Source organism: Moritella marina ATCC 15381, assembly GCF_008931805.1.
Taxonomy (GTDB): Bacteria; Pseudomonadota; Gammaproteobacteria; order Enterobacterales; family Moritellaceae; genus Moritella; species Moritella marina.
Window position 1 is genome coordinate 2,926,887 of sequence record NZ_CP044399.1, and the last position, 19,848, is coordinate 2,946,734.

At 40.1% G+C, this 19,848-nt stretch carries 23 protein-coding genes; 8 read left to right on the forward strand and 15 right to left on the reverse strand.

Annotation, left to right across the window (positions count from 1 at the left end; all coding sequences use genetic code 11):
* Positions 1–3 precede the first annotated feature (3 nt).
* Positions 4–954 carry a helix-turn-helix domain-containing protein gene (locus FR932_RS13060; protein WP_019439552.1) on the reverse strand — a complete coding sequence of 317 codons (951 nt, stop codon included), beginning with the start codon at positions 952–954 and terminating at the stop codon, positions 4–6.
* 344 nt (positions 955–1,298) lie between these two features.
* Between FR932_RS13060 and FR932_RS13065 the strand changes: the two genes are divergently transcribed.
* Together FR932_RS13065 and FR932_RS13070 are read left to right on the forward strand one after the other, a co-directional pair.
* Complete coding sequence (locus FR932_RS13065; RefSeq protein WP_019439553.1) at positions 1,299–2,720, forward strand: lytic polysaccharide monooxygenase; 1,422 nt, start codon at positions 1,299–1,301, stop codon at positions 2,718–2,720.
* A gap of 153 nt (positions 2,721–2,873) precedes the next feature.
* Entirely contained in the window at positions 2,874–3,392 is a 519-nt protein-coding gene (locus FR932_RS13070) for a cytochrome b (RefSeq protein WP_019439554.1), read from the forward strand.
* A 64-nt stretch (positions 3,393–3,456) separates the two neighbouring features.
* On the opposite strand, the gene FR932_RS13075 is transcribed toward FR932_RS13070, so the two are convergent.
* From FR932_RS13075 to FR932_RS13085, 3 genes are all read right to left on the reverse strand, one after another.
* Positions 3,457–3,774: an ArsR/SmtB family transcription factor gene (locus FR932_RS13075; RefSeq protein WP_019439555.1), complete on the reverse strand. Its 318-nt coding sequence runs from the start codon at positions 3,772–3,774 to the stop codon at positions 3,457–3,459.
* 141 nt (positions 3,775–3,915) lie between these two features.
* Positions 3,916–4,887: a VirK/YbjX family protein gene (locus FR932_RS13080; RefSeq protein ID WP_019439556.1), complete on the reverse strand. Its 972-nt coding sequence runs from the start codon at positions 4,885–4,887 to the stop codon at positions 3,916–3,918.
* Positions 4,888–5,110: 223 nt separating this feature from the next.
* Positions 5,111–5,488: a DUF2237 family protein gene (locus tag FR932_RS13085; protein WP_019439557.1), complete on the reverse strand. Its 378-nt coding sequence runs from the start codon at positions 5,486–5,488 to the stop codon at positions 5,111–5,113.
* Positions 5,489–5,700: 212 nt separating this feature from the next.
* Between FR932_RS13085 and FR932_RS13090 the strand changes: the two genes are divergently transcribed.
* Positions 5,701–6,339 carry an alpha/beta family hydrolase gene (locus tag FR932_RS13090; RefSeq protein ID WP_019439558.1) on the forward strand — a complete coding sequence of 213 codons (639 nt, stop codon included), beginning with the start codon at positions 5,701–5,703 and terminating at the stop codon, positions 6,337–6,339.
* 16 nt (positions 6,340–6,355) lie between these two features.
* On the opposite strand, the gene FR932_RS21710 is transcribed toward FR932_RS13090, so the two are convergent.
* Both FR932_RS21710 and FR932_RS21715 read right to left on the reverse strand, forming a co-directional pair.
* Entirely contained in the window at positions 6,356–6,622 is a 267-nt protein-coding gene (locus FR932_RS21710; protein ID WP_240532328.1) for an Lrp/AsnC ligand binding domain-containing protein, read from the reverse strand.
* A complete protein-coding gene (locus FR932_RS21715) occupies positions 6,619–6,819 on the reverse strand; it encodes an Lrp/AsnC family transcriptional regulator (RefSeq protein WP_240532329.1) in 201 nt (66 codons plus the stop codon). Before FR932_RS21715 ends, FR932_RS21710 begins: the two co-directional genes overlap by 4 nt.
* Positions 6,820–6,970: 151 nt before the next feature.
* On the opposite strand from FR932_RS21715, the gene FR932_RS13100 reads away from it, so the two are divergent.
* Entirely contained in the window at positions 6,971–7,927 is a 957-nt protein-coding gene (locus FR932_RS13100) for a nucleoside recognition domain-containing protein (RefSeq protein ID WP_019439559.1), read from the forward strand.
* A gap of 41 nt (positions 7,928–7,968) precedes the next feature.
* Here the strand turns inward: FR932_RS13100 and FR932_RS13105 are convergent, their stop codons facing one another.
* The 9 genes from FR932_RS13105 to FR932_RS13145 form a co-directional block, all read right to left on the reverse strand.
* A complete protein-coding gene (locus FR932_RS13105) occupies positions 7,969–8,997 on the reverse strand; it encodes a ChaN family lipoprotein (RefSeq protein ID WP_019439560.1) in 1,029 nt (342 codons plus the stop codon).
* 84 nt (positions 8,998–9,081) lie between these two features.
* On the reverse strand, positions 9,082–9,954 hold the full coding sequence (locus tag FR932_RS13110; protein ID WP_026032013.1) for a LysR family transcriptional regulator: 873 nt from the start codon (positions 9,952–9,954) through the stop codon (positions 9,082–9,084).
* Positions 9,955–10,135: 181 nt separating this feature from the next.
* Positions 10,136–11,380: an OFA family MFS transporter gene (locus FR932_RS13115; protein ID WP_019439562.1), complete on the reverse strand. Its 1,245-nt coding sequence runs from the start codon at positions 11,378–11,380 to the stop codon at positions 10,136–10,138.
* A 158-nt stretch (positions 11,381–11,538) separates the two neighbouring features.
* Positions 11,539–12,261, reverse strand: a complete 723-nt coding sequence (locus FR932_RS13120) for a LytR/AlgR family response regulator transcription factor (RefSeq protein WP_019439563.1) — start codon at positions 12,259–12,261, stop codon at positions 11,539–11,541.
* Between the two features lie 30 nt (positions 12,262–12,291).
* Complete coding sequence (locus FR932_RS13125; protein WP_196805523.1) at positions 12,292–13,923, reverse strand: LytS/YhcK type 5TM receptor domain-containing protein; 1,632 nt, start codon at positions 13,921–13,923, stop codon at positions 12,292–12,294.
* A 192-nt stretch (positions 13,924–14,115) separates the two neighbouring features.
* A complete protein-coding gene (locus tag FR932_RS13130) occupies positions 14,116–14,805 on the reverse strand; it encodes a pseudouridine synthase (RefSeq protein WP_019439565.1) in 690 nt (229 codons plus the stop codon).
* Positions 14,806–15,129, reverse strand: coding sequence for a N(4)-acetylcytidine aminohydrolase (gene yqfB / locus FR932_RS13135; protein WP_019439566.1), 324 nt, complete (start codon positions 15,127–15,129; stop codon positions 14,806–14,808). It abuts the gene before it with no gap.
* 149 nt (positions 15,130–15,278) lie between these two features.
* Positions 15,279–16,445 carry a cystathionine gamma-synthase gene (metB, locus tag FR932_RS13140; RefSeq protein ID WP_019439567.1) on the reverse strand — a complete coding sequence of 389 codons (1,167 nt, stop codon included), beginning with the start codon at positions 16,443–16,445 and terminating at the stop codon, positions 15,279–15,281.
* A gap of 334 nt (positions 16,446–16,779) precedes the next feature.
* Positions 16,780–17,199 (reverse strand): PACE efflux transporter, encoded by a 420-nt coding sequence (locus tag FR932_RS13145; RefSeq protein ID WP_019439568.1) that lies wholly within the window; start codon positions 17,197–17,199, stop codon positions 16,780–16,782.
* Positions 17,200–17,552: 353 nt separating this feature from the next.
* On the opposite strand from FR932_RS13145, the gene FR932_RS13150 reads away from it, so the two are divergent.
* The 4 genes from FR932_RS13150 (at position 17,553) to FR932_RS13165 (ending at position 19,834) form a co-directional block, all read left to right on the forward strand.
* Positions 17,553–17,915, forward strand: a complete 363-nt coding sequence (locus FR932_RS13150) for a hypothetical protein (RefSeq protein WP_240532330.1) — start codon at positions 17,553–17,555, stop codon at positions 17,913–17,915.
* Between the two features lie 10 nt (positions 17,916–17,925).
* Positions 17,926–18,240, forward strand: coding sequence for a hypothetical protein (locus FR932_RS13155; protein WP_019439570.1), 315 nt, complete (start codon positions 17,926–17,928; stop codon positions 18,238–18,240).
* Between the two features lie 32 nt (positions 18,241–18,272).
* Positions 18,273–18,599 carry a hypothetical protein gene (locus FR932_RS13160; protein ID WP_240532331.1) on the forward strand — a complete coding sequence of 109 codons (327 nt, stop codon included), beginning with the start codon at positions 18,273–18,275 and terminating at the stop codon, positions 18,597–18,599.
* A 215-nt stretch (positions 18,600–18,814) separates the two neighbouring features.
* Positions 18,815–19,834: a VirK/YbjX family protein gene (locus FR932_RS13165; protein WP_019439572.1), complete on the forward strand. Its 1,020-nt coding sequence runs from the start codon at positions 18,815–18,817 to the stop codon at positions 19,832–19,834.
* The last annotated feature ends 14 nt before the right edge of the window (positions 19,835–19,848 follow it).

Sequence of the window (19,848 nt, forward strand, 5' to 3'; positions counted from 1 at the left end):
CCGCTATATCTCGATAGTCTTAGGTTGCATGTATTGCGTTGGTATAACAGAAAGCATCAACATATTTCGATTAGCCATGACTTCTGAACGACTCATTATAAATGAATAATTTTGTATCATTTTAGCTTGGTGCTCAATCGGTTTAACTTTAAACATCGGGATCTTCATTTGCATCAATTTTTGTTTCAACTTGTTATCACAAGTACTAAAACTCAAATATTCAATCGTATCATCCATCGCTAACTGATTTAAATAAATGGACATCATATGATTATCAATCTTTGCTGAAACGCCAAATGAGGAAAATACCACCAGCACATTCGCGCGATCTCGTTTAACCATATTTAGCAAATCAAGAATACCCGTTGTGCTATTCATAAATTCAAACAAGGCTTTACTATTTACTTTACAAAACAGGCAATGACCAACCAATTGACTCGCATTACAAAAAGCTGAAATTAAAGTCAGTTGCTTTAATACTTCAACAAATGAGCTTAGTTCATAAGCAGGTAATAAACGCGGATTACCTTCATATATTAAACAAAGCTTAAGGTATCGTTCAAAATGAACGTGTTCAAGGTCAATGAATTCGGTATGGTATTGCTCATCTTGGAAATAAGGGTGCGTAGTTTTATCATTCTTATCACCAATAGAAAACTGCATAGAGTGAATAGACTCTTCAACAAAATCAGCATCAGAACTGTAAATATTAAAAAGATTATCATCGAATATTTCAGCAATCTCAGCCTGTTTTGTTAACGAAGGTGTATTAATACCACGCTCCCAGCGACTGATGGAGATGGTATCTAAGCTATCAAAAGAATGACTTTTATCATTTAATAAAGCCCTTAAACCTTCCTGCGAAAGGTCATGTTCGGTTCGCACTTTTCTAAGAAAGCTAGAGAATACTTTCATAATTACTGCTTTTGGGTAAGCGTATTTTTTATATCCCATCTTCACTTCCATCTAGACCTAATACCGTCATAACAAACCTAATAATCGCCACTGTGCAACAGCCACCGCACTATAAGTCTAATGTAAAACCACCAAACAATATATTTTGAAATATATGTTTATGTAAACACTAATTCCACAGTAATAATTTTAATATTAATAAAAAAAATGCCTACGCCATAAATATATTTAACATCAAGACACTAGGCACATTTTTACAAATAGAAAAACTTATTACTCTAGTGGTAGAAATGACACCTCGTTATCATATTTGTTCAAATATGAAGCAATAAAAAAACGCAGCAATAGCGTATTTAACAATGATTAAACATGGAGTTTATTATATGAAAAAAACAATGTTAGCCTCGTTCGGCGCTTTAACCGTCGCAGCACTGGCACCGACTTTAGTTTTCGCACACGGTTATGTCGCAGGCGAGTTCCCTTCGCGGGTTAATTTATGTCACTCAACGAACGGATCAAAAAATGACTGTGCGAGTGCATCATATGATAGACAAAGTTTAGAAGCGCCTAAAGGATTTCCAACAACAGGGCCTGTAGATGGCAAGATCGCATCAGCGCAGAAAGGTGGTTCATTTGATGTGCTTGACCAACAATCATCAAATAAATGGTACAAAACCAAGATCCAAGCAGGTCAGAATGATTTCCATTGGTTTAGTACCGCCAACCATAAAACCACCGACTACGTTTACTACATCACAAAACCAGGTTGGGATCAAAATGCGCCACTGACTCGCGCGTCATTTGACTTGGCTAACCCTTTTTGTGTGATTAATATGGATGGTCAACAACCGCCAAAAGACCTAGGTGATGCACACTCATGTACAGTCCCAGAGCGAAGCGGTTATCAAGTTATCCTGTCAGTTTGGACTATCGATGATACAGCCAATGCATTTTACAATGTGATTGACGTGGAGTTTGAAGATGGTGTAACGCCACCACCATTACCAGATGTTTGGGAGCAAAGCACGACCATAGCACCAAAAGAAGATTTAGTTGCTGGCGATAAAGTGAAAGCGCGTTTCTTTGATTCATCAGTGGGTTCCTTCACCACCAACACCATCATTGAAATTAACTCAACGGCAAGTGGTCAACGCAATACTTGGTCTTACGACCTGGCGATGGCAATCAATGCTGAACAAACAGATGCTAAATCTGGCGTAAAGAGTAGTGATGACGTATTTACCCCTATTTATGGTAACAACCCTATCTACCTAAAAGCAGATTCAAACCTTAGCTCTGTTGAAATTGATATTGTTAAAGGTGATATACCTGTTGATGACAGCATCACCGTTGTCGGCTTAGAAAATGAATATGTAATCAACAACAATGCTGTAGAGGTTACTTTTAATATTGAAGCGGTTGGTAACTTAAATGTCACCAACACTGTCTTTGATGCAAATAATAAAGCCATTGGCTCGGCATCTGCTCACGTTAACGATACAGTGAAAAGCTTTACGATATCACTTGATGATGTAACAGCTGGCACCTTTAAATTGGTATCAGTGGCTAACTCTAATGATGATAGTAACTTATCACTACAAGAATCAAATAGCTTTAACATCGTCAATGCAGACGTTCCAGGTGATTGCCAAGATGTGCAAGCGGTTGATATCAGCAAACAATACAAACCAGGCGATAAAGTGTCTTATCAAGAGAATATCTATCAAGCAGAACGTTGGACAGATACAGGGATGACACCTGATCAGCCTTACTCTGGCTGGGTAATTGTTGGTCCATGTGCCTAGTTATTGCTAAGAGTTGTAACTAAGAGCTGTAATTAAGAGTTGTAACTAATAGTTGCGGCTAAGAGTAATGAAAGCAACCAAGCGATAATCTAAATCAAACAGCGTAAATCATATTTACGCTGTTTTTTTATCTGGGCAAAACAAGGAAAGCATATGAATCAATTCACGCATCAATTTGATCGCACCGCGAAGTATCTGCACTGGATTTCTGCACTGGTGATCTTATGGGCAAGTATATCGGGGTTATACATCGCTTTTTTCGAACTCACACCAAACATTAAAAAACATATTTTAAGTTTCAATGTATCGATAACAACGGTATTTATACCCTTATTTTGTTGGCGCATTTATCACCGACTAAAACAGGGTACCCCCGAAGCACACTCGGCAATGACTAGGTTAGAAATAAAACTGGCGCACATAGGCCACACCTTACTCTACATATTAGTGTCATTGGTGCTAGTCAGTGGGGTATTAATGATGAGCCATGATATTGCCGTATTTAGGTTATTTACTATTCCACAGCTAGTGCACGATCAATCCAGTATTCATTTTTTTGAAATTCTGCATTTATATACTTGCCGATTGTTAGCGTTATTAGTGTTGTGTCATTTAGCGGCATTATTAAAACATGAGGTGATGGGGAAACGTATTTTGAAGAGAATGATTTAATCATCGATGAGCAGATCAGTTAAGTTCGTTCCGCATTCAAGTTGAATGACGGAACGTGTAATAGCTATTTATTAGATGCGGTTGCGCTGAATTCGACTTCATCAATACAACACTCATCTTGTAAAAATCCAATAACCGCTTTTAACTTGTCATACTCAGCGACGCAATACAAAGTACGTCCTTCACGGCGCTGTGACAATAAACCAGCCGATGCTAAACTAGAAATATGGTGAGATAATGTAGAGCCAGGGATTGCTAATTGTTCTTGCAAACCACCCACGGCAATACCTTGATAACCCGCACGAATAATACTTTTAAAAATAGTTAAACGCGTCGGATGGCCAAGCTCTTTTAGCGCTTTAGCAATAATATCAATGTCCATTTATGTACCTCTTTTTATACAATCCATCTGTTTATAAAACAAATCTTTTTACAAACTATATTTCGATATTAACAGAAATATAATCAAAGAACCATCTTAGTACCAATAGATAACATTATAATCGTAGGCAGGTTCATCAATTTAATGAATGGTACCGATATTGTGATTACTGTTTATCGTTACTTTTAGCGCGAGTTTATCGCCAAGTTCTAGCATTAATGCATCAAGCCATTCATAACGTTTACGGTACATAGCGCGTTTACTGCGTTTTACATCTTCCGGTAACTTTCTGACTTCAAGCAGATCGAGTTGGTATAGGTATTTACTATACTTCGTCGCCCCTAATGATTCCCAGTGGCCGTTATAATTAGTTTTTAACTTGTCATCAGCATAACGTTTAGAACTATAAATATGCCCTTCATTAGTCACTAACAAAAGCAATTTAACGTCCCAAACATTGGCAATAATGGTCAGTATCTTAACCATCAAATCTTTAGGTCTCTGCCCAAAGTGTTGTTTAGTAAAGCATTTGATTCTATCATTGATTTCAGGCGTGCTTTTCGGCCCTTGCAGACTACCGACAGTGATAGTACGTCCCTTAATCGGATCATCATACACACTGAACGTAATAGAATAAAAAATATTGCCACTTGGGTCCAGCAGCTTCATGCACAAATCACCTTCTTTATGATTTGAAGCAAAATAGCTTAAGGTCACACTGTATTCGTCTTCACCCACCGTAAATCGAGATACTTCAATGCCCTGCGTTGTGTTGTAAATAGCAAGACCTGTTTGCGTCGGTAAGCACTCGCTAATAAAACGATAATGCCCAATGACTAATTGAGTTCTACTTGCAATACCATGACCAACATGCAAATAAGGACGAAACGTTTTTCCTAAAAAACGCACATCTTGTTGCAATAACATTTGGAGAAAGGGAGCATTAATACCACGTTGAAATTGACGAAAATACGGATAATGCATCATAGCTCTGAATACAAATTTAGATCGGTATTTTTTTTGTTTCTGTTGCATTTTCACATTAGAACACGGACTTTCGTTCAAATCTGGATAGGCAAGCCAACTTAACTCTCGGATACTCTTGCTGTGCATTGTTGATACCTTAATTATGGACACTACTCACTCAATATTACAGTCCCATCACACCAAGTACGATGGCTCGACTAACGGGATTAATGACTGAAATAAAACAAACTAGTGGTCATATATACACCCAAAATACCGGATGGAAAACAAAAGAACTGTAAGAGAATGTCAGTAATCTATCGTTCGTAAAGGTATTTGCGGTGCAAATTTAAGGTTATATTTTAATTGTTCAGCTCAAATCCATTGAATAGCGTTTAAGTAATTCCATCGGCACAATCTCTAATGCTTTAATGTGTGTTCTTTGTAAGTATACTCTCGGCGCCATGTTCTCTTCCAATGCTTGTAACCAGCGCATCGCACACAAGCACCAGCGATCACCCGCGCGTAAACCAGGAAAGCCAGCTTCCGGTACCGCAGTTGATAAATCATTGCCTTTAAAACGTGAGTATTCTAAAAATTCAACAGACACTTCAATACATACAGTATGCGAACCTGCGTCTTGGCTGCAGGTATTACAGGCGCCATCGCGATAGAAACCAGTGATAGGGTCCTCGCCGCATAGCGCTAACTTTTCCCCAAATACATTAACTGAATCATACATTTCCATGTGTTATATCTCCACGTTCCATTGTTACGTCTATTATGACTAAATTGATGAGCATAACGTAAAGTGCACTCAAGTTGATTAACACTAGCACTTATTATTTTCACCGTCTATGCAGCTAATATAATCAGATAATTAGGCTTCCATTCGCAATCACGTATAATGATTTTTAACGCGTTATCTCACTGAGATACTATTCACAGCATAGGAAGATCATGGAACTCATTTATAACGGCCCTGTCGATGGCCCATTATTTTTATTTGCGCACGGCGCCGGTGCACCAGCGACGTCTGATGTAATGGAAACGATTGCGAAAGGACTCGCGCAACAAGGCATTAGGGTGGCACGTTTCAATTTTCCTTACATGCAACAACGTGTTGATAATGGCACGCGTCGCCCACCAGAGCGCGCGCCAAAACTTATCGCTCAACTTCAACAATTGATTGCCAGTATTGACCAGCCCATGGTCATTGGCGGTAAATCAATGGGTGGGCGCATGGCTACATTAGTCGCCTCCGATGCAAGCACAGATGCATTAACGGTTAACGCAAAAATAAAAGGCATCGCCTGTTTAGGTTTTCCTTTTCATCCAGCCAATAAACCGGAATCACTGCGTACCGAACATTTTCCATTGATCCAGCAACCCGTTTTTATCGCCCAAGGCGATCGCGATAAGTTAGGAACAAAAGAAGAAGTAGCCAGTTATGGTTTACCAGAAGATATTGAATTCTTGTGGTTAACAGACGGTGATCATGATTTAAAACCACGCGTTAAAAGTGGCTTTACCCATCAAGCACATTTACAAACAACAATCGATAATATGGCCTTGTTTATCAAGCAAGCATTGCTATAACTGACTCGTTGATAGCCTAATCAGAAATAACAGCGCAGGTATCATATTTAACTCGGTTCATTGATATTTGCGTTTTAAAATTTTTCATATTCGCTTCACTGTATAAATAACGCTGGCAGAAGGTTTCATAGTCAGGCATATTTGCGACAGTCACCAATAACACAAAATCAATGTCGCCCGTGACTTGATAACACTCCCTTACCTCAGAAGCCGTACGAATACGTTTAATAAATCCATCATTCAAATCTAAACGGTCTCGCTCCATTTCAACATTAACAATCATGTGTAAACACGCGCGAGTTTATTTTGATCTAACAGTACGACTTGGCTAGCAATGACACCTGCACTTTTTAATTTTTTCACTCGTTTAAAACAGGCCGGTGGAGACAGACCAACCAGTGAGGCTAATTGTAAGTTACTCACCGAAGCATCATGTTGTAGCTGGCGTAATATTGCTTTATCCAGTCGATCGAGAAACATAATTAACTAAACCACTGAAAATAAGAAATTTATATAAACACTTGTACGTTAACTTTGAAATTATTTCTAGTCAGTTGAATATAATTAGTTACATCAAACAGCATTATTTATTAGCCATATCAATTTCATCTAGCAGCTAGGAAGCAAACACATGTTCACGACCTTAAAATCATTATTTCTCGATGTCTGGCGCGTTTATCTCACATTACTTAAAGTGATGGTGCCAGCACTTATTATCGTCAAAATATTAGACATGATCGGCGGTACGCAATGGTTAGCCAAACTACTCGCGCCGTTAATGAGCCAAGTTGGCTTACCGGAAGAAATGGGCTTGGTATGGGCAACCGCTATGCTTACCAACATCTATACTGGTATGGCGGTCTATTTTGATTTAGCGGGTGATAGTCCATTAACCGTGGCGCAAGTATCAGTGCTAGGCATAATGATGTTACTGGCTCACGCCTTACCCGTGGAAGGCGCGGTAGCTAAATTATCGGGTGTCTCTTGGCGTGTCACCCTGCCTTTGCGTATTGGCGGTGGTTTTATCCTCGGGATGATCGCGAATCAAGTCTATCAATTAGGTAATTGGCAACAACAGCCTGCGGTCATTGTTTGGCAACCGACGCCTGCGTCTTCAAGTTTATTTGATTGGACTATGGCGCAACTCAGCATGCTATTTTCTATCTTCTTTATTATTGCCGCGTTAATGATATTACTGCGGTTATTAAAATGGTGTGGTATCGAAAAACTGATGCAAACCTTGTTATCTCCGTTTTTAAAAGCGTTAACCATAGGTAAGGAAACCACCAATGTCTGTGTCATCGGCTTAGTACTAGGGCTTAGTTTTGGCGCGGGATTATTAATTGATGAAGCGCGTACAGGAAGAATCAGTAAGCGTGATATTTTCCTCGCCGTGTGCTTTTTAGGATTAACCCACAGCATCATTGAAGATACTATTTTGATTTTATTATTGGGAGCTGATCTGATAGCTATTTTATGGGGACGTCTGCTGTTTAGCTTTGTTGTTATTGCTATTTTAGCCCGTTGTATCAAACAGGACTCTCATGCAATACATCAATCAGAACAGCCACCCAAAGCGCTATCCTGATTGCGTACTAAAACCGGTGAATAACGATGTCTAACAGCGCTTTATTCAATACAAATTAATTTATCATTACGCTTAGATAAATTTTTAAATGACGCCATCATATTTGCTTTTTTCACGAATTGCTTCGGTGGCGTAATAACTTGTAATCGATAATCACTTGCCGTGCCTTTATTATCAACAAGGGCATTATTTACATCAACAGGCGTGACGATAACGACTTTTAACTCCGGTGCGCGAGCCAGAATACTCGCCGCGGTTCCCAAGCCATTCTCGGTATGGAACTTACCCGCAATGTGCAGCACTTGTTTATCCGGATACTCAACGAGATAGTTAACAATGCTCTCGGCCATGGTTTCATCCCACGTCACCTGCGAGGCAAACTTATTCTCATTTTGGCTTTCGTCGCCATGATGCATCGACGCCATAAAATGGGTTTTATACGGCGAGTCTTGCGTATTAATATTTTCAGCTAACCAAGCGCGTTCATCTGCTGGGAGTTTATCAACGTAACTAATGCCTTCCTTGCTGATACAGCGGATAATATTCTTAGGTGCATTGGCAGCAATAATATCAATGCTGTTAACCTTTGCCAGTTCGACTAATGGACGATAATCACTGCTGTAATTTGGCCATGCATTACCTTGTTTTATTAATGCTCCCTCGCCTATCTCGCCAGCTAAGTAAGTATTAACAACGGCTTGATTATCACGAGTGAACTGCTCCATTGATAATGTCACATCATCACCAGCCACAAGCATGGCTTGTAATAACTCGGTTTGAAAACGGTGAATTCCGGTATGCGTGTGCCACTCACCCACCAGCACGACATCAGCATCTTTAATCTGAGCAACAAAATCAGCTACATTCATGTCCTGACCAGATGGAGACTGTAAATTATAATCAAAATAAGTTGTCACTTCCGGTTTGACCGTCTCTGTTGAAGGTTGTTGTGAAGTCGGATATACACTGCAACCAGCCAGTGCAGAGACCATAAAAATACTCATGACACTAGGTTTATAATTTTTTAGTACTGATAACGATGGGGACAATAACTGCGGAAAAGTAAACATATAACATCCTAATAATAACGACCATCAATAGTAATACATCTCATTTGCAATAACACTATTTATTATAACAGCTTATGCAAGCCTTTACTTTAAACAGTGCTTCGCTGCAACCATCACGCTATTAACACGACTCGGCATAAATTTATTCAAGTGCACACCAAGATACAGGGTCTCCGTAACCGGGGTGTTAAGGTAGTGGATCTTCACTTGCTCTGGATGAGGAAAAGCCGCCACCGCATGTGCAGGTAATACCGTAAAACCCAGTCCCATCGCCACAGGCTCTAAAATCAGACTGATTTGATTCGAGAATCCAGCCTTCTTAAACTGATTATAATGTTTAAATTCTGAGAAATTAGCCCCAAGCAGCAAACTTGAGTGGAATGCACCATCAGGATGATCGATAAAACCGAGTTGCATGAGTGCTTGCCAACTTGGTTCTTCGATATTGGCTGGAGTAACTAACAACAGCGCTTCTTCCGCTATCGGTTTCAAACTCACTTCCGCTAATGTCGATGAACTGGTCATAAAACCAATATCGACCGTATGTTCAGCAATGGCTTTTTCTATCGTGGCATTAGGTGCAAAACGATAATCAATCACCAACTTAGGATACTGCACTTGTAACGTCAGCAAATAACGATACAGTTTCAAACCTATACTGCCGGGAGACATCACTCTGACGACCCCTTCAAAAGCCGGATCCGTTGTCACTCGTTGCTCAAGCTCAGATAATGAATTAATGATCTGCTTACCTTCAGTATATAACCGTTGCCCCGCATCCGTCAGGGTAAACTGCTTACCTTCACGAATAAGCAAGTCTTGCTCTAACTGCTCCTCTAGCTTGCGGATATGTTGACTTATACCCGATTGGGTCATGTTCAAGCGCTCAGCACTACGGGTGAAATGGCCGATTTCCACCAGCGTACAAAAGCTGCGGAGTAACATAGGGTTTATCATTAATTTTTATACTCAAATTTATTTTAGTTGATAACTATACTTGATTATTATAGGTAATGATTGGCCATTTGTATTCTGTTTACATTTTCAAAGAAAAAGAAATGTTGAAAAACCTATACCCACACCATTTATCCTGCGCAGGTATTTCAGATTTGTTTATTGCAAGTTCATCTATTACAAATTAAAGCATCGCGGCTTGCGCAGTAGGGCGATGTCTAGGTGTAACGATAAGGTTAGTTGCTAGTGAGCCAGGTAGTTTGATTGTCAGCGTAATAATAAGCGAGATAACTAACAGCCCTAACATAAGATAGAAAGTCGCTGCGAATCCACCAAACACCGACGCGACAATAGAACCAATAATACTGCCAAGCCCAAAACCAAGATAAATAAGGCCGTAATTCTTAGTTAGATTGTTTAAGCCAAAGAAATCACTGATCAATGATGGGTATACGGTGATCGTACCACCGAAACTAAAGGCGATGCATACCACAGCAAAGTAGAAACTGAACATGCTTTGCTGTGCAAAAAGTAATGCTGAAACACCCGCTAAACAGATAAATAATGCAATCGCGATCACTTTAATACAGCTAATACGATCAGACAGTACCCCGAGAACTAAACGGCCACTTAGATTGGCAACCGCAATAAGCGCAACCGAACTTGCAGCAATGGCTACAGGTAAATGCACATAACTCTCACCGATATCTTTGGCAACGCCAATCACGTACAAGCCGCTCATGCACACAGTTAAAAAGACTAAGGCTAACATCCAAAACTGTGAACTTCTCACTGCTTCTGCTAGCGTGTAATCACGCACTGGCGTTACTGCTGCGGCTGTCGATTGGGGTGCTTGCTTCGGCGCATCTTTCATCATCAAACCACCAATAATAACCATGACCATAGCAATCAAACCCCAAGTACTAAAGGTATTTTCTAAGCCACTGTTAGTAAGGAAATACATGTTGATGTATTTAAAACCAAGACTACCTAAACCATATGCACCAATCGCACACGCAGAGACCAAACCTTTACGTTCAGGAAAGAGTTTCACGCAGTTAGATAATGTCATCAGGTAGCCAGTACCATCAGCAAAACCAACTAACAAACCAGCGAAGATATACAGTAAAATAAGATTAGATGCATAGGCAGTTAGCGTTAAACTCGCACCCAGTAATAAACCTGCACAAATAGTCACTTTACGCACACCGAAACGCTCTTGTAGTTTGCCCGATAATGATGAAGCAATGGCTAACGACAAACTTAAAATACCAAAAGAAAAAGCCACGCGGCTAACTGGCACTGATAACTTGTCTGCCAGTTGTGAATTAAAGAGACTCCACGTATATACCGACCCTAACGCAAATTGGGTGATGATAGTACCAAGCAAGGTTAATAGTCGGTCTCGGTTTGATATTTGAGTCGTCATAAGTAAATCTCCAACGAAGTTAAAAGCATGAAGGCGGCTGTTATGCACGCCTTGTTAAGCCACTAAAATACGGGGTCCGCAGGAGATAACAAGAGGCGGAAAACAATAAAAAATGAGATGCACTAAGTACAGCATGAGGTGCAATATAACGGCATGAATTACAATTTCATTAATTCACGAAATGCTTTTATATTGCTGCGACTGACAGGTATTTCGCTGCCAATATCATGCACTTTTAGCTGATAGGTACAATTCACCCAAGGGATGATCTCTTGGATTTTATCTGTGTTGACACAGTAAGATCGATGAGTGCGAAAGAAATGCTGCTGAGGTAAACGATTAATTAATTCACTCATGGTAAAAGGCACAATAAAGGCGTCATCTTTGGTGAACACACTAGTCACTTTTTCATTCGCCATAGCATAATAAATATCATCAATGGCAGTAACAAAAATGCGATTATCCTTAATCAGGTTAATGGTTTTAGCCTTAATTTCTTCTGGAGGTTGTGTTTGGGCTACTTGCGTCGCTTCTAATTTAGCTAATAATCCGACAATGCGTTTTTCATTTAGTGGTTTTAACAAATAATCAAAGGCTTCGAGTTCAAAAGCATCCACCGCAAACTCTTTATATGCCGTGGTAAAAACGATGTGCGGTTTTTCCGAAAATTGATGAATATTACGCGCCAACAACATACCATCGATTGACGGTACATTAATATCTAAAAAAGCGATATCAACCTTATGCGCTTGTAAATATTTAAAGGCTTCCAAACCATCATCAAAGGTCGCAACAATCTCGATATTACTATGGCGTTCAATTAAATACGTCAACTCTTCCCTTGCTAAATATTCATCTTCTACGATCAGGGCTTTCAACATGTTATTAGCTTTCCTTTCTATTCTTTTAACTCAATTCAATTCATTGACGTAAAATACGATTTCCGTACCTTGCTCAAGACGTTTGATGTGTAACCCCTCGCCATACAATAATAAGATCCGCTGGTGCACATTCACCAAACCAATATGATGACTTTCCATCGTGCCGTTATAGAGCTTATCGATGACATTTTGGCTGATGCCGACACCTGTATTTTGAATGGTAATTTTAAACCGTTGGCCATCGCGTTTTACCGCAATATTGACCCGACCAGGCTGGCGAAAAGGTTGAATACCATGCTGAATGGCATTCTCTACCAAAGGCTGGATCAGTAAACAAGGGATCGTCGGATGCACATCATCGACATCAAAGGTTACTTCCAGCTTGTTCCCAAAGCGGGCTTGCTCAATCGCGACATAATCTCTGACTTGCTGTAACTCTTCTTGGATGTCGATAAAGTCATTATTACGTTCGAGGTTATAGCGAAGGAAATCGGCTAAATTAGCAATCAATTGCCGAGCTTTATCAGGATTAATACGCACCAACGTCGAAATAGCATTCAATGCATTAAATAAAAAGTGCGGGTTAATTTTACTTTGTAATGCAGACAGCTCGGCTTTACTGGTCATGGTCTTCAATTGCTCTAAACGTGATACTTCCATCTGCGTAGAAATCAATTGCGATAAGCCGATAGCCATTTCACGTAATGACGGTCGAATATGGTGAGGTTGGCGATAAAATATTTTTAAAGTACCGCTAACGGCACCGCTTTCCCACAAGGGAATAATTAACAGTGAATGAAAGCCGTGTACATTGAGGTTATTACTGATGATTTGTTCGCCGCTGTTCACCGCCTGCTGAGTCATCTCACTGATCTGGTGATAAGTATCTAAGTAATCTTTTTGGCCGATACCAACATAAGCTAATACGTCTTTGACATCGGTAATAGCGACCGCATCAGCATGGGTTTCTGCACGAATAATACTGCATACTTTAGTCAGTGAATCACGATTGTTTTTACGAAAATAAGGTAAGGTTTTATTGGCAATATCAAGCGCAAGTTTTGCTTGTTTGGCGGCGATTAAATCTTTTTCATCATCTAAATCTTGCACCAGTTTGATAATCAAACCAATGCACACCGCGCCACCAATCATCGGCACGCTAATGTGTTTAACTATCGTGTAAGCAAGTTCCTTATCTTCAGATAGCACGACAATTAAAATCATGGTCAGAATCTCGCAAAACATACCAGCAATTATGCCCCATTTTGCATACGATTTTTTGTGACAGCGAAAATGGATCCAAGTTGCTAATAGTCCGGCAATGGTACTGGAAATTAAACAAGCTACCGATGTTGGTCCGTCCATGTCGATAATATAACGGTGCACACCCGAGATTATGCCCGCAGGAATCGCGACCCAAGGGCCAAAGATGATACCACCAGACAAAACTGCAATAATACGCACGTTAATCAATGAGCCTTCGACATTGACCCCCGTGTAGTTACTAAAGAGTGCAAATAGAATGAACAGTACCGAAATGAGGGCGGTTTCAACCGGATGTCGTTGGGTTTTTATAACGATGTGCTGGAATAAATTGGTGCGCGTTAAGAAGAATAATGCCATTAGCATCAATGCCGCACGCTCAAAGACTGCCAGCAGCATCATAAATTGTTCAGTGTACACAGAGAAAAGCCTTAATGTCGTCGAATAGAAGGTATTTACACTTTTATTCTACGCTCGACATCTCGCTAACTCTATTAATTGTTTGATTTAAAACATTATGTGCTTAACTATATTAAAAATACTTCTAGCTCAGTCAAAAGCATGACCATTATCATCACTACGATAATACTTTTAACAGCTAAACGAGTTCACTTCACTATCCGTTAAATAACGCCACTGCCCGACTTCAATATCTAGCTGTATTGCGCCAATGCTTTCGCGATGTAAACTCACCACTCGATTACCGACAGCCGCAAACATACGCTTTACTTGATGGAACTTACCTTCGGTAATAGTCAGTAATACTTCTTTTGGTGTCACTATCTCTAATATCGCCGGGCGTGTTAATTGCTGCTCGCCTTGTAATTGCACGCCATGGGTAAATTTAGCCGCGACATCATCATTAATGGGGCGTGATAATCCAACCCGATAAACCTTTTGGCAATGTTGACTGGGGGTAATAATATTAAATGACCAACGACCATCATCTGTCACTAATACTAACCCGGTCGTGTCGGCATCCAAGCGCCCTGCAACATGCAGTTCCGATGCATTTTCGACATCAATATAATTAAATAATGACGGGTAAGCTTCATCAATATTAGAACAAATAGTATCGGCTGGTTTGTGCATGAGAATATAACGCGACTTTCTTGCCGTTAGCACTTCACCTTTTAAGGATATGTGATTATCTTCATGCACCTGCGTAGCGACATCAACAATAACAACATGATTAACCACAACGTGACCATCACAGATCATCGCCGTTGCTTGTGCTCGGCTTAGTGCGGTACTTTTACAAACAAACTTATCCAGGCGCATTTATAACTGGCCTACCAATTTATAAGACACCACGTATAACTGCTCAATGCCAGGGTAAATATCTTGGATCACAGCTTTCAGCACAGCTAATGTCATGTTTTCTTGTTCGGCATGAAAATCAGCTAACTCGGTAAATAAAATAGGCTCTACAGACAGGATCGTTAATCGACAAAATTCACGTCCGCCTTCCAGCGTAGAAACCGTTACAGTCGAGCCCGGGACATAGTTATTTTCAGATTCATCACGAATGGTAATGGTTTTTTTACCGCTAAGAATATCGGTCTCGAAGCGTTCGAAGAAGGTCATGGTGGTTGGTTGTGTCATGCGGGTTTCTATTATAAAGATATGAGGTCGGTATTATATCCTATTTTCAATCCGGTACGACCCACAATAAAATAGGGTGATTGTTATCACCCTATTTTAATTCTCAATCTTAAACTCTCAGCCCTAAACTATTAACTATTAACTATTAACTATAGCTGGCTCTGAGTTAAGCCATTTGCTAAGTCGGCTAAGATGTCATCTATATCTTCAATACCAACAGAAATTCTGACCAGTGAATTGGTAATCCCAGCAGCAAGACGAGCACTTTCTTCCATGCCAGCATGGGTCATGGTCGCAGGATGAGAAATAAGGCTTTCTACACCACCTAATGACTGCGCTAACGTAAACAACTCTAGATTAGCAAATAATTTTTTAACTGCAGCTTCGCCACCTTTAACATCAAAACTGAGCATAGCGCCAAAACCCGCCTGCTGCTTTTTCGCAATATCATGGCCTGGGTGATCTTCAAAACCTGGAAAATACACGCTATCAATAGCACCATTAGATTTTAAAAAGCTCGCCACTTGCAACGCATTTTCTTGGTGCTGCTTCATTCTAATAGGCAACGTTTTTAGGCCTCGTAACGCTAAAAAGCTATCAAAAGCGCTACCAGTTATACCAATGCAGTTTGCCCACCAAGCGAGCTCTTCACCAAGGGCTTGTTCTTTTGTTACTAACACACCACCAACCACATCACTGTGGCCATTAATGTATTTCGTCGTCGAGTGAAAAACAATATCAGCACCTAACCCTAACGGCTGTTGTAATGCCGGAGAAAGGAAGGTGTTATCTACCGCCACTAAAGCGCCAACCTCGTGGCATGCTTTAGTCACCGCCTCAATATCAACTAAGCGTAACAATGGGTTGCTTGGGCTTTCGAGTAGCACTAACTTAGGTTTTTCAGCTAACGCTTTCGCCAATGCGACTTGATCGTTTTGATCAACAACAATAAGTTTAAATTGACCACGTTTAGCTAAATGAGTAAATAAACGGAAACTGCCGCCATAACAATCATGAGGAATAACCACTAAGTCATCTGTGGATAATAATTGACAGAGAAGATGCACAGCTGACATACCGGTACTGGTAACAATGCCCACGCTACCTTGCTCTAAATCAGCAACCGCTTGTGCAAACGTCGCTCTCGTTGGATTTCCCGTACGAGAATAGTCAAACTGGCGTTTATCATTAAAGCCTTTTAATGAATAAGTACTTGATAAATGAATAGGAGCAACGACTGCACCATGATGCTCATCGGTATTAATCCCTGCTCTCACTGCCGCTGTAGTGATATTTTTTATCTTGGCATTTGACATACTATTTCCTTGTATTCGACAACCGTGGTCATAATTATATTCAACAACCACCATGGATGGCCGAACCGCTGGACTTCCAGACAGCCACAACACTAAGCGTTATACATATTTTGGTCAAGGTGTTTTTAACATAAGTGGAATAAACAGCATTCTCGTCAGGTTTCAAATGTATTTTATACCAATTCCTATAAATAACTGTGCAGAAAAATACTATTGCTATCGCAAACATACATGGCCATGGATGGCCTTGTCTAAGCGAACAGGGATGTCTTGAGCGGTTTGCAGGAGCAATAGCATTTTGATCACTTAATTTTCGGAATTGCTATTAGTACCATTATGCCGTGGTAGTCGGCACTGGGAATATCTTGTCATACGCTAAATTATAACCATAAGCATAAAACAAATAGAACACCACCATACCTATATCAAGCAGGAATGCATCCCATAAACTTAAATCTAAGAACCAAGCCATAAACGGAATAGTTAAAAACAGTAAACCACCTTCAAAACCTATGCTATGAACAATACGGATCAGGGTAGTTTTCGTCACGGTTCCCATTTTTTTCAACATGTATTTATCAAAACCTATGTTATAAACATAATTCCAGCCCGTCGCGACAACCGAGAACAATACCCCCATGGCACCGACGTGACCCAGCTCAAAACCCAGTTGGCTTAACACGCCCATAATTGCCACTAAGCCAATTATCTCAAATAAAATAGCATGTCTAATACGGTCTAATCTTGTTCTCATTTTGTCGTTCTCCACATCATCTTTATGTCACAGTTATTACCGTGAACATGTTTTATTCATATTTAATATGCAGACTATTCTATCTCAAAATACCGCAACTTAAAGTTGGTATCCATCCGTTTTTCGGATGCATTAAATTCCCATCAGTAGATTTGTTGACAAATCCATACACAAGCTTACCCCCAAACGTAGCCGTCCTGTTTACAATACCTCTATACAAACAACTGACGACGAGTCCGACGAATACTAAATAAAGGTAACGTCAGCCACTCATTCGCTAAATCAATGGGACATTTACAATGAAAAAATATTTGTTGCTTACCCCAATATTATTGCTCACGGCCTGCGCTCGCATGGATCACATCCAGGTCGGTGATATAGACCAGAGCCAGGGAAAGCTAAAGCCAATTTCAGTCAAAGTATCTGAAAATACCGTCAATGTAGACGCGACTTTAGCGCTTACCGACGCCGTATTAAGCAATGGAGCAGGCAGTGATGAGGTGGAAGCTCTCAGAACTATCTGGGCGCTTATGAATATGGGACCTAGAACAGGTAACCCGGTATTTAATGATGCTTATGCTCAAAATGTACTAAACCAACTCCATGCACAATGCCAATCCGGCAAAATAACAGCCATTCGTAGCGTTCGAGAAGCTAATGATTATGCCATCGCGAGTGGTGAAATTGTGCGTATCGATGCCGATTGTATACTCTAAGGAATTAATCATGATCCGTAAATTTTGTTTACTATTTATTGCCCTAACACTCAGTGGCTGTGTTGGTTTAAACACAGTATCAATGACGCAAATCCCAAAAGACAAAGATCAACTTGTTGAAGCGAATGCGCATGACTGGGTATTCCTCAATTTCACCACTCAAAATGACTTTGCCGACAGAGCTGTAGATAATTTAAAAGCACAGTGTGTAGGCGGTAAAATCAGTGGTGTATTTACCAAACACCAAACCACTAGTTACCTTCTAGTATTTAAACGCGAAGTCATCGTCAGTGGGTATTGCAGCCTACCTAAGGACATAATGTGATAAAAAGTGTGATAAATAATGTGGTAAAGAGTGTGATAAAAAACACATTTAGCACCTTGGCATTACTGTCTGCTGTACTGTTATTAAATGGCTGCACCAGTAGTATTCACATGGTCAATACCGATGGTTTCGACCAAGCAATCCCCGCTGGCGTTGATTATAAATACGTCGAAGCAAGTACTAAACAGCATGTGTTTTTAGGCTTTGCTGCGAACACCAACTATGTTGATGATGCCCGTCAATCACTTATAGCGCAGTGTGATGGCGAATTGACGGCAGTAAGCACGCAATATTCTACCGACCATAGTTTTTTAAGTTGGTATAACAAAATATTAATGAAGGGTGTTTGCATACAATAGTACTTTTCTATCCAATCATATTTTTACATCAATCACTACAGCTAACAGCATAACCTCCATAGCGATGCTGTTGGCTTCCCCAAAACAAATCGCTGATAGTGTATCTCGATTATTGCGTAGTCATAAAATGATATAGCAATGAAAATACGCACTTAAACTTTAAATATACATATAAATCATCCGCTGTGAGGTGGTTGACTAGGAACAAAAAATCGATGTCTAAAACTAATCTCTCTGAACTAGCCGACCTGATTTACCCAAAAAGCAAAGGCCTGAAGAAAATAAAAAAGAAAGCGAGATTTTATTTTTGGGCTGCGACTAACGGTAAAGCCATCGAAGCAATGACCACTTTGTTTGCTAATGATAATTTAAAGCCAATTTTAGCCAACAATCCCGAGATCCTAGAAAAACCTTTAAAACCTTTTCTTTGCGTAAACTGGTCTAACTCAGAACGCATTAAGCATATAACAGAACATTATCAATATATTGATGATACCTTTGGTGAAAATTCAAATGCCATTATTTCCAGCAAAGGGATAACCATTTTAGATTTTGAAAGCTTAAACGGGGACACATATCGTGTACAACTATACCGCGGAGCCAGCCGTGAAGGTGGCCTAGGTATTCGTTTAGTGAATGACAAAGAGCAAAGTGTCTATGCTTTAGCCTGTAATATTTCCGGTACTACAACTAAAACAATGCATATTGGTATGCTGCAAGGTCCGCGTGATTCAATCGAAGATCGTCACGCTCTAATTAAAGTCTTAACCAAATCATTACACGGTTTACGCACTAAATCATTACTCGTTGAAATGGCGTTAATGCTGGCGCGGGTTTTAGGCGTGGATGAAGTAAAAGCGATTTCCAATAAAGGTCATATCTATCAAGCATTACGTTATATCGGCTCTAAACGTAGCTCTGTTACTTTCGATTATGATGGTCTGTGGGACGAGTTTGAAGCGACTAAAATAGACACTTACTTCTATGGCTTACCGGTATTTACGCCCCGAAAAGATCCTCTCACATTGAAGAAAACCAAGCGTAAAATGTATACGAAACGCTACCAGTGGCTGGATGATAGTGAAATTGCCATGGCAAACAATTTAGCGCCATGGTTAATGAATCCACCAGCAATTCAGTCAAGCGCTAACGTTATAGATGACATTATAAATGGCGCTACAGATAGCACTATAAATAGCACTGACAATACCGTAGAACACACACAAGCCGCTTAGCGATAATCCATAGC

Coding starts and splice junctions, on each gene's coding strand:
- FR932_RS13105 (WP_019439560.1), bottom strand. CDS start 8,997: ATGTTTACTTTTCCGCAGTTATTGTCCCCATCGTTATCAGTACTAAAA.
- FR932_RS13090 (WP_019439558.1), top strand. CDS start 5,701: ATGGAACTCATTTATAACGGCCCTGTCGATGGCCCATTATTTTTATTT.
- FR932_RS13155 (WP_019439570.1), top strand. CDS start 17,926: ATGATCCGTAAATTTTGTTTACTATTTATTGCCCTAACACTCAGTGGC.
- FR932_RS13130 (WP_019439565.1), bottom strand. CDS start 14,805: ATGCGCCTGGATAAGTTTGTTTGTAAAAGTACCGCACTAAGCCGAGCA.
- FR932_RS13110 (WP_026032013.1), bottom strand. CDS start 9,954: ATGATAAACCCTATGTTACTCCGCAGCTTTTGTACGCTGGTGGAAATC.
- yqfB (WP_019439566.1), bottom strand. CDS start 15,129: ATGACACAACCAACCACCATGACCTTCTTCGAACGCTTCGAGACCGAT.
- FR932_RS13060 (WP_019439552.1), bottom strand. CDS start 954: ATGGGATATAAAAAATACGCTTACCCAAAAGCAGTAATTATGAAAGTA.
- FR932_RS13115 (WP_019439562.1), bottom strand. CDS start 11,380: ATGACGACTCAAATATCAAACCGAGACCGACTATTAACCTTGCTTGGT.
- FR932_RS13075 (WP_019439555.1), bottom strand. CDS start 3,774: ATGGACATTGATATTATTGCTAAAGCGCTAAAAGAGCTTGGCCATCCG.
- FR932_RS13125 (WP_196805523.1), bottom strand. CDS start 13,923: ATGCTGCTGGCAGTCTTTGAGCGTGCGGCATTGATGCTAATGGCATTA.
- FR932_RS13145 (WP_019439568.1), bottom strand. CDS start 17,199: ATGAGAACAAGATTAGACCGTATTAGACATGCTATTTTATTTGAGATA.
- FR932_RS13150 (WP_240532330.1), top strand. CDS start 17,553: ATGGATCACATCCAGGTCGGTGATATAGACCAGAGCCAGGGAAAGCTA.
- FR932_RS21710 (WP_240532328.1), bottom strand. CDS start 6,622: ATGATTGTTAATGTTGAAATGGAGCGAGACCGTTTAGATTTGAATGAT.
- metB (WP_019439567.1), bottom strand. CDS start 16,445: ATGTCAAATGCCAAGATAAAAAATATCACTACAGCGGCAGTGAGAGCA.
- FR932_RS13080 (WP_019439556.1), bottom strand. CDS start 4,887: ATGCACAGCAAGAGTATCCGAGAGTTAAGTTGGCTTGCCTATCCAGAT.
- FR932_RS13085 (WP_019439557.1), bottom strand. CDS start 5,488: ATGGAAATGTATGATTCAGTTAATGTATTTGGGGAAAAGTTAGCGCTA.
- FR932_RS13070 (WP_019439554.1), top strand. CDS start 2,874: ATGAATCAATTCACGCATCAATTTGATCGCACCGCGAAGTATCTGCAC.
- FR932_RS13120 (WP_019439563.1), bottom strand. CDS start 12,261: ATGTTGAAAGCCCTGATCGTAGAAGATGAATATTTAGCAAGGGAAGAG.
- FR932_RS21715 (WP_240532329.1), bottom strand. CDS start 6,819: ATGTTTCTCGATCGACTGGATAAAGCAATATTACGCCAGCTACAACAT.
- FR932_RS13100 (WP_019439559.1), top strand. CDS start 6,971: ATGTTCACGACCTTAAAATCATTATTTCTCGATGTCTGGCGCGTTTAT.
- FR932_RS13165 (WP_019439572.1), top strand. CDS start 18,815: ATGTCTAAAACTAATCTCTCTGAACTAGCCGACCTGATTTACCCAAAA.
- FR932_RS13065 (WP_019439553.1), top strand. CDS start 1,299: ATGAAAAAAACAATGTTAGCCTCGTTCGGCGCTTTAACCGTCGCAGCA.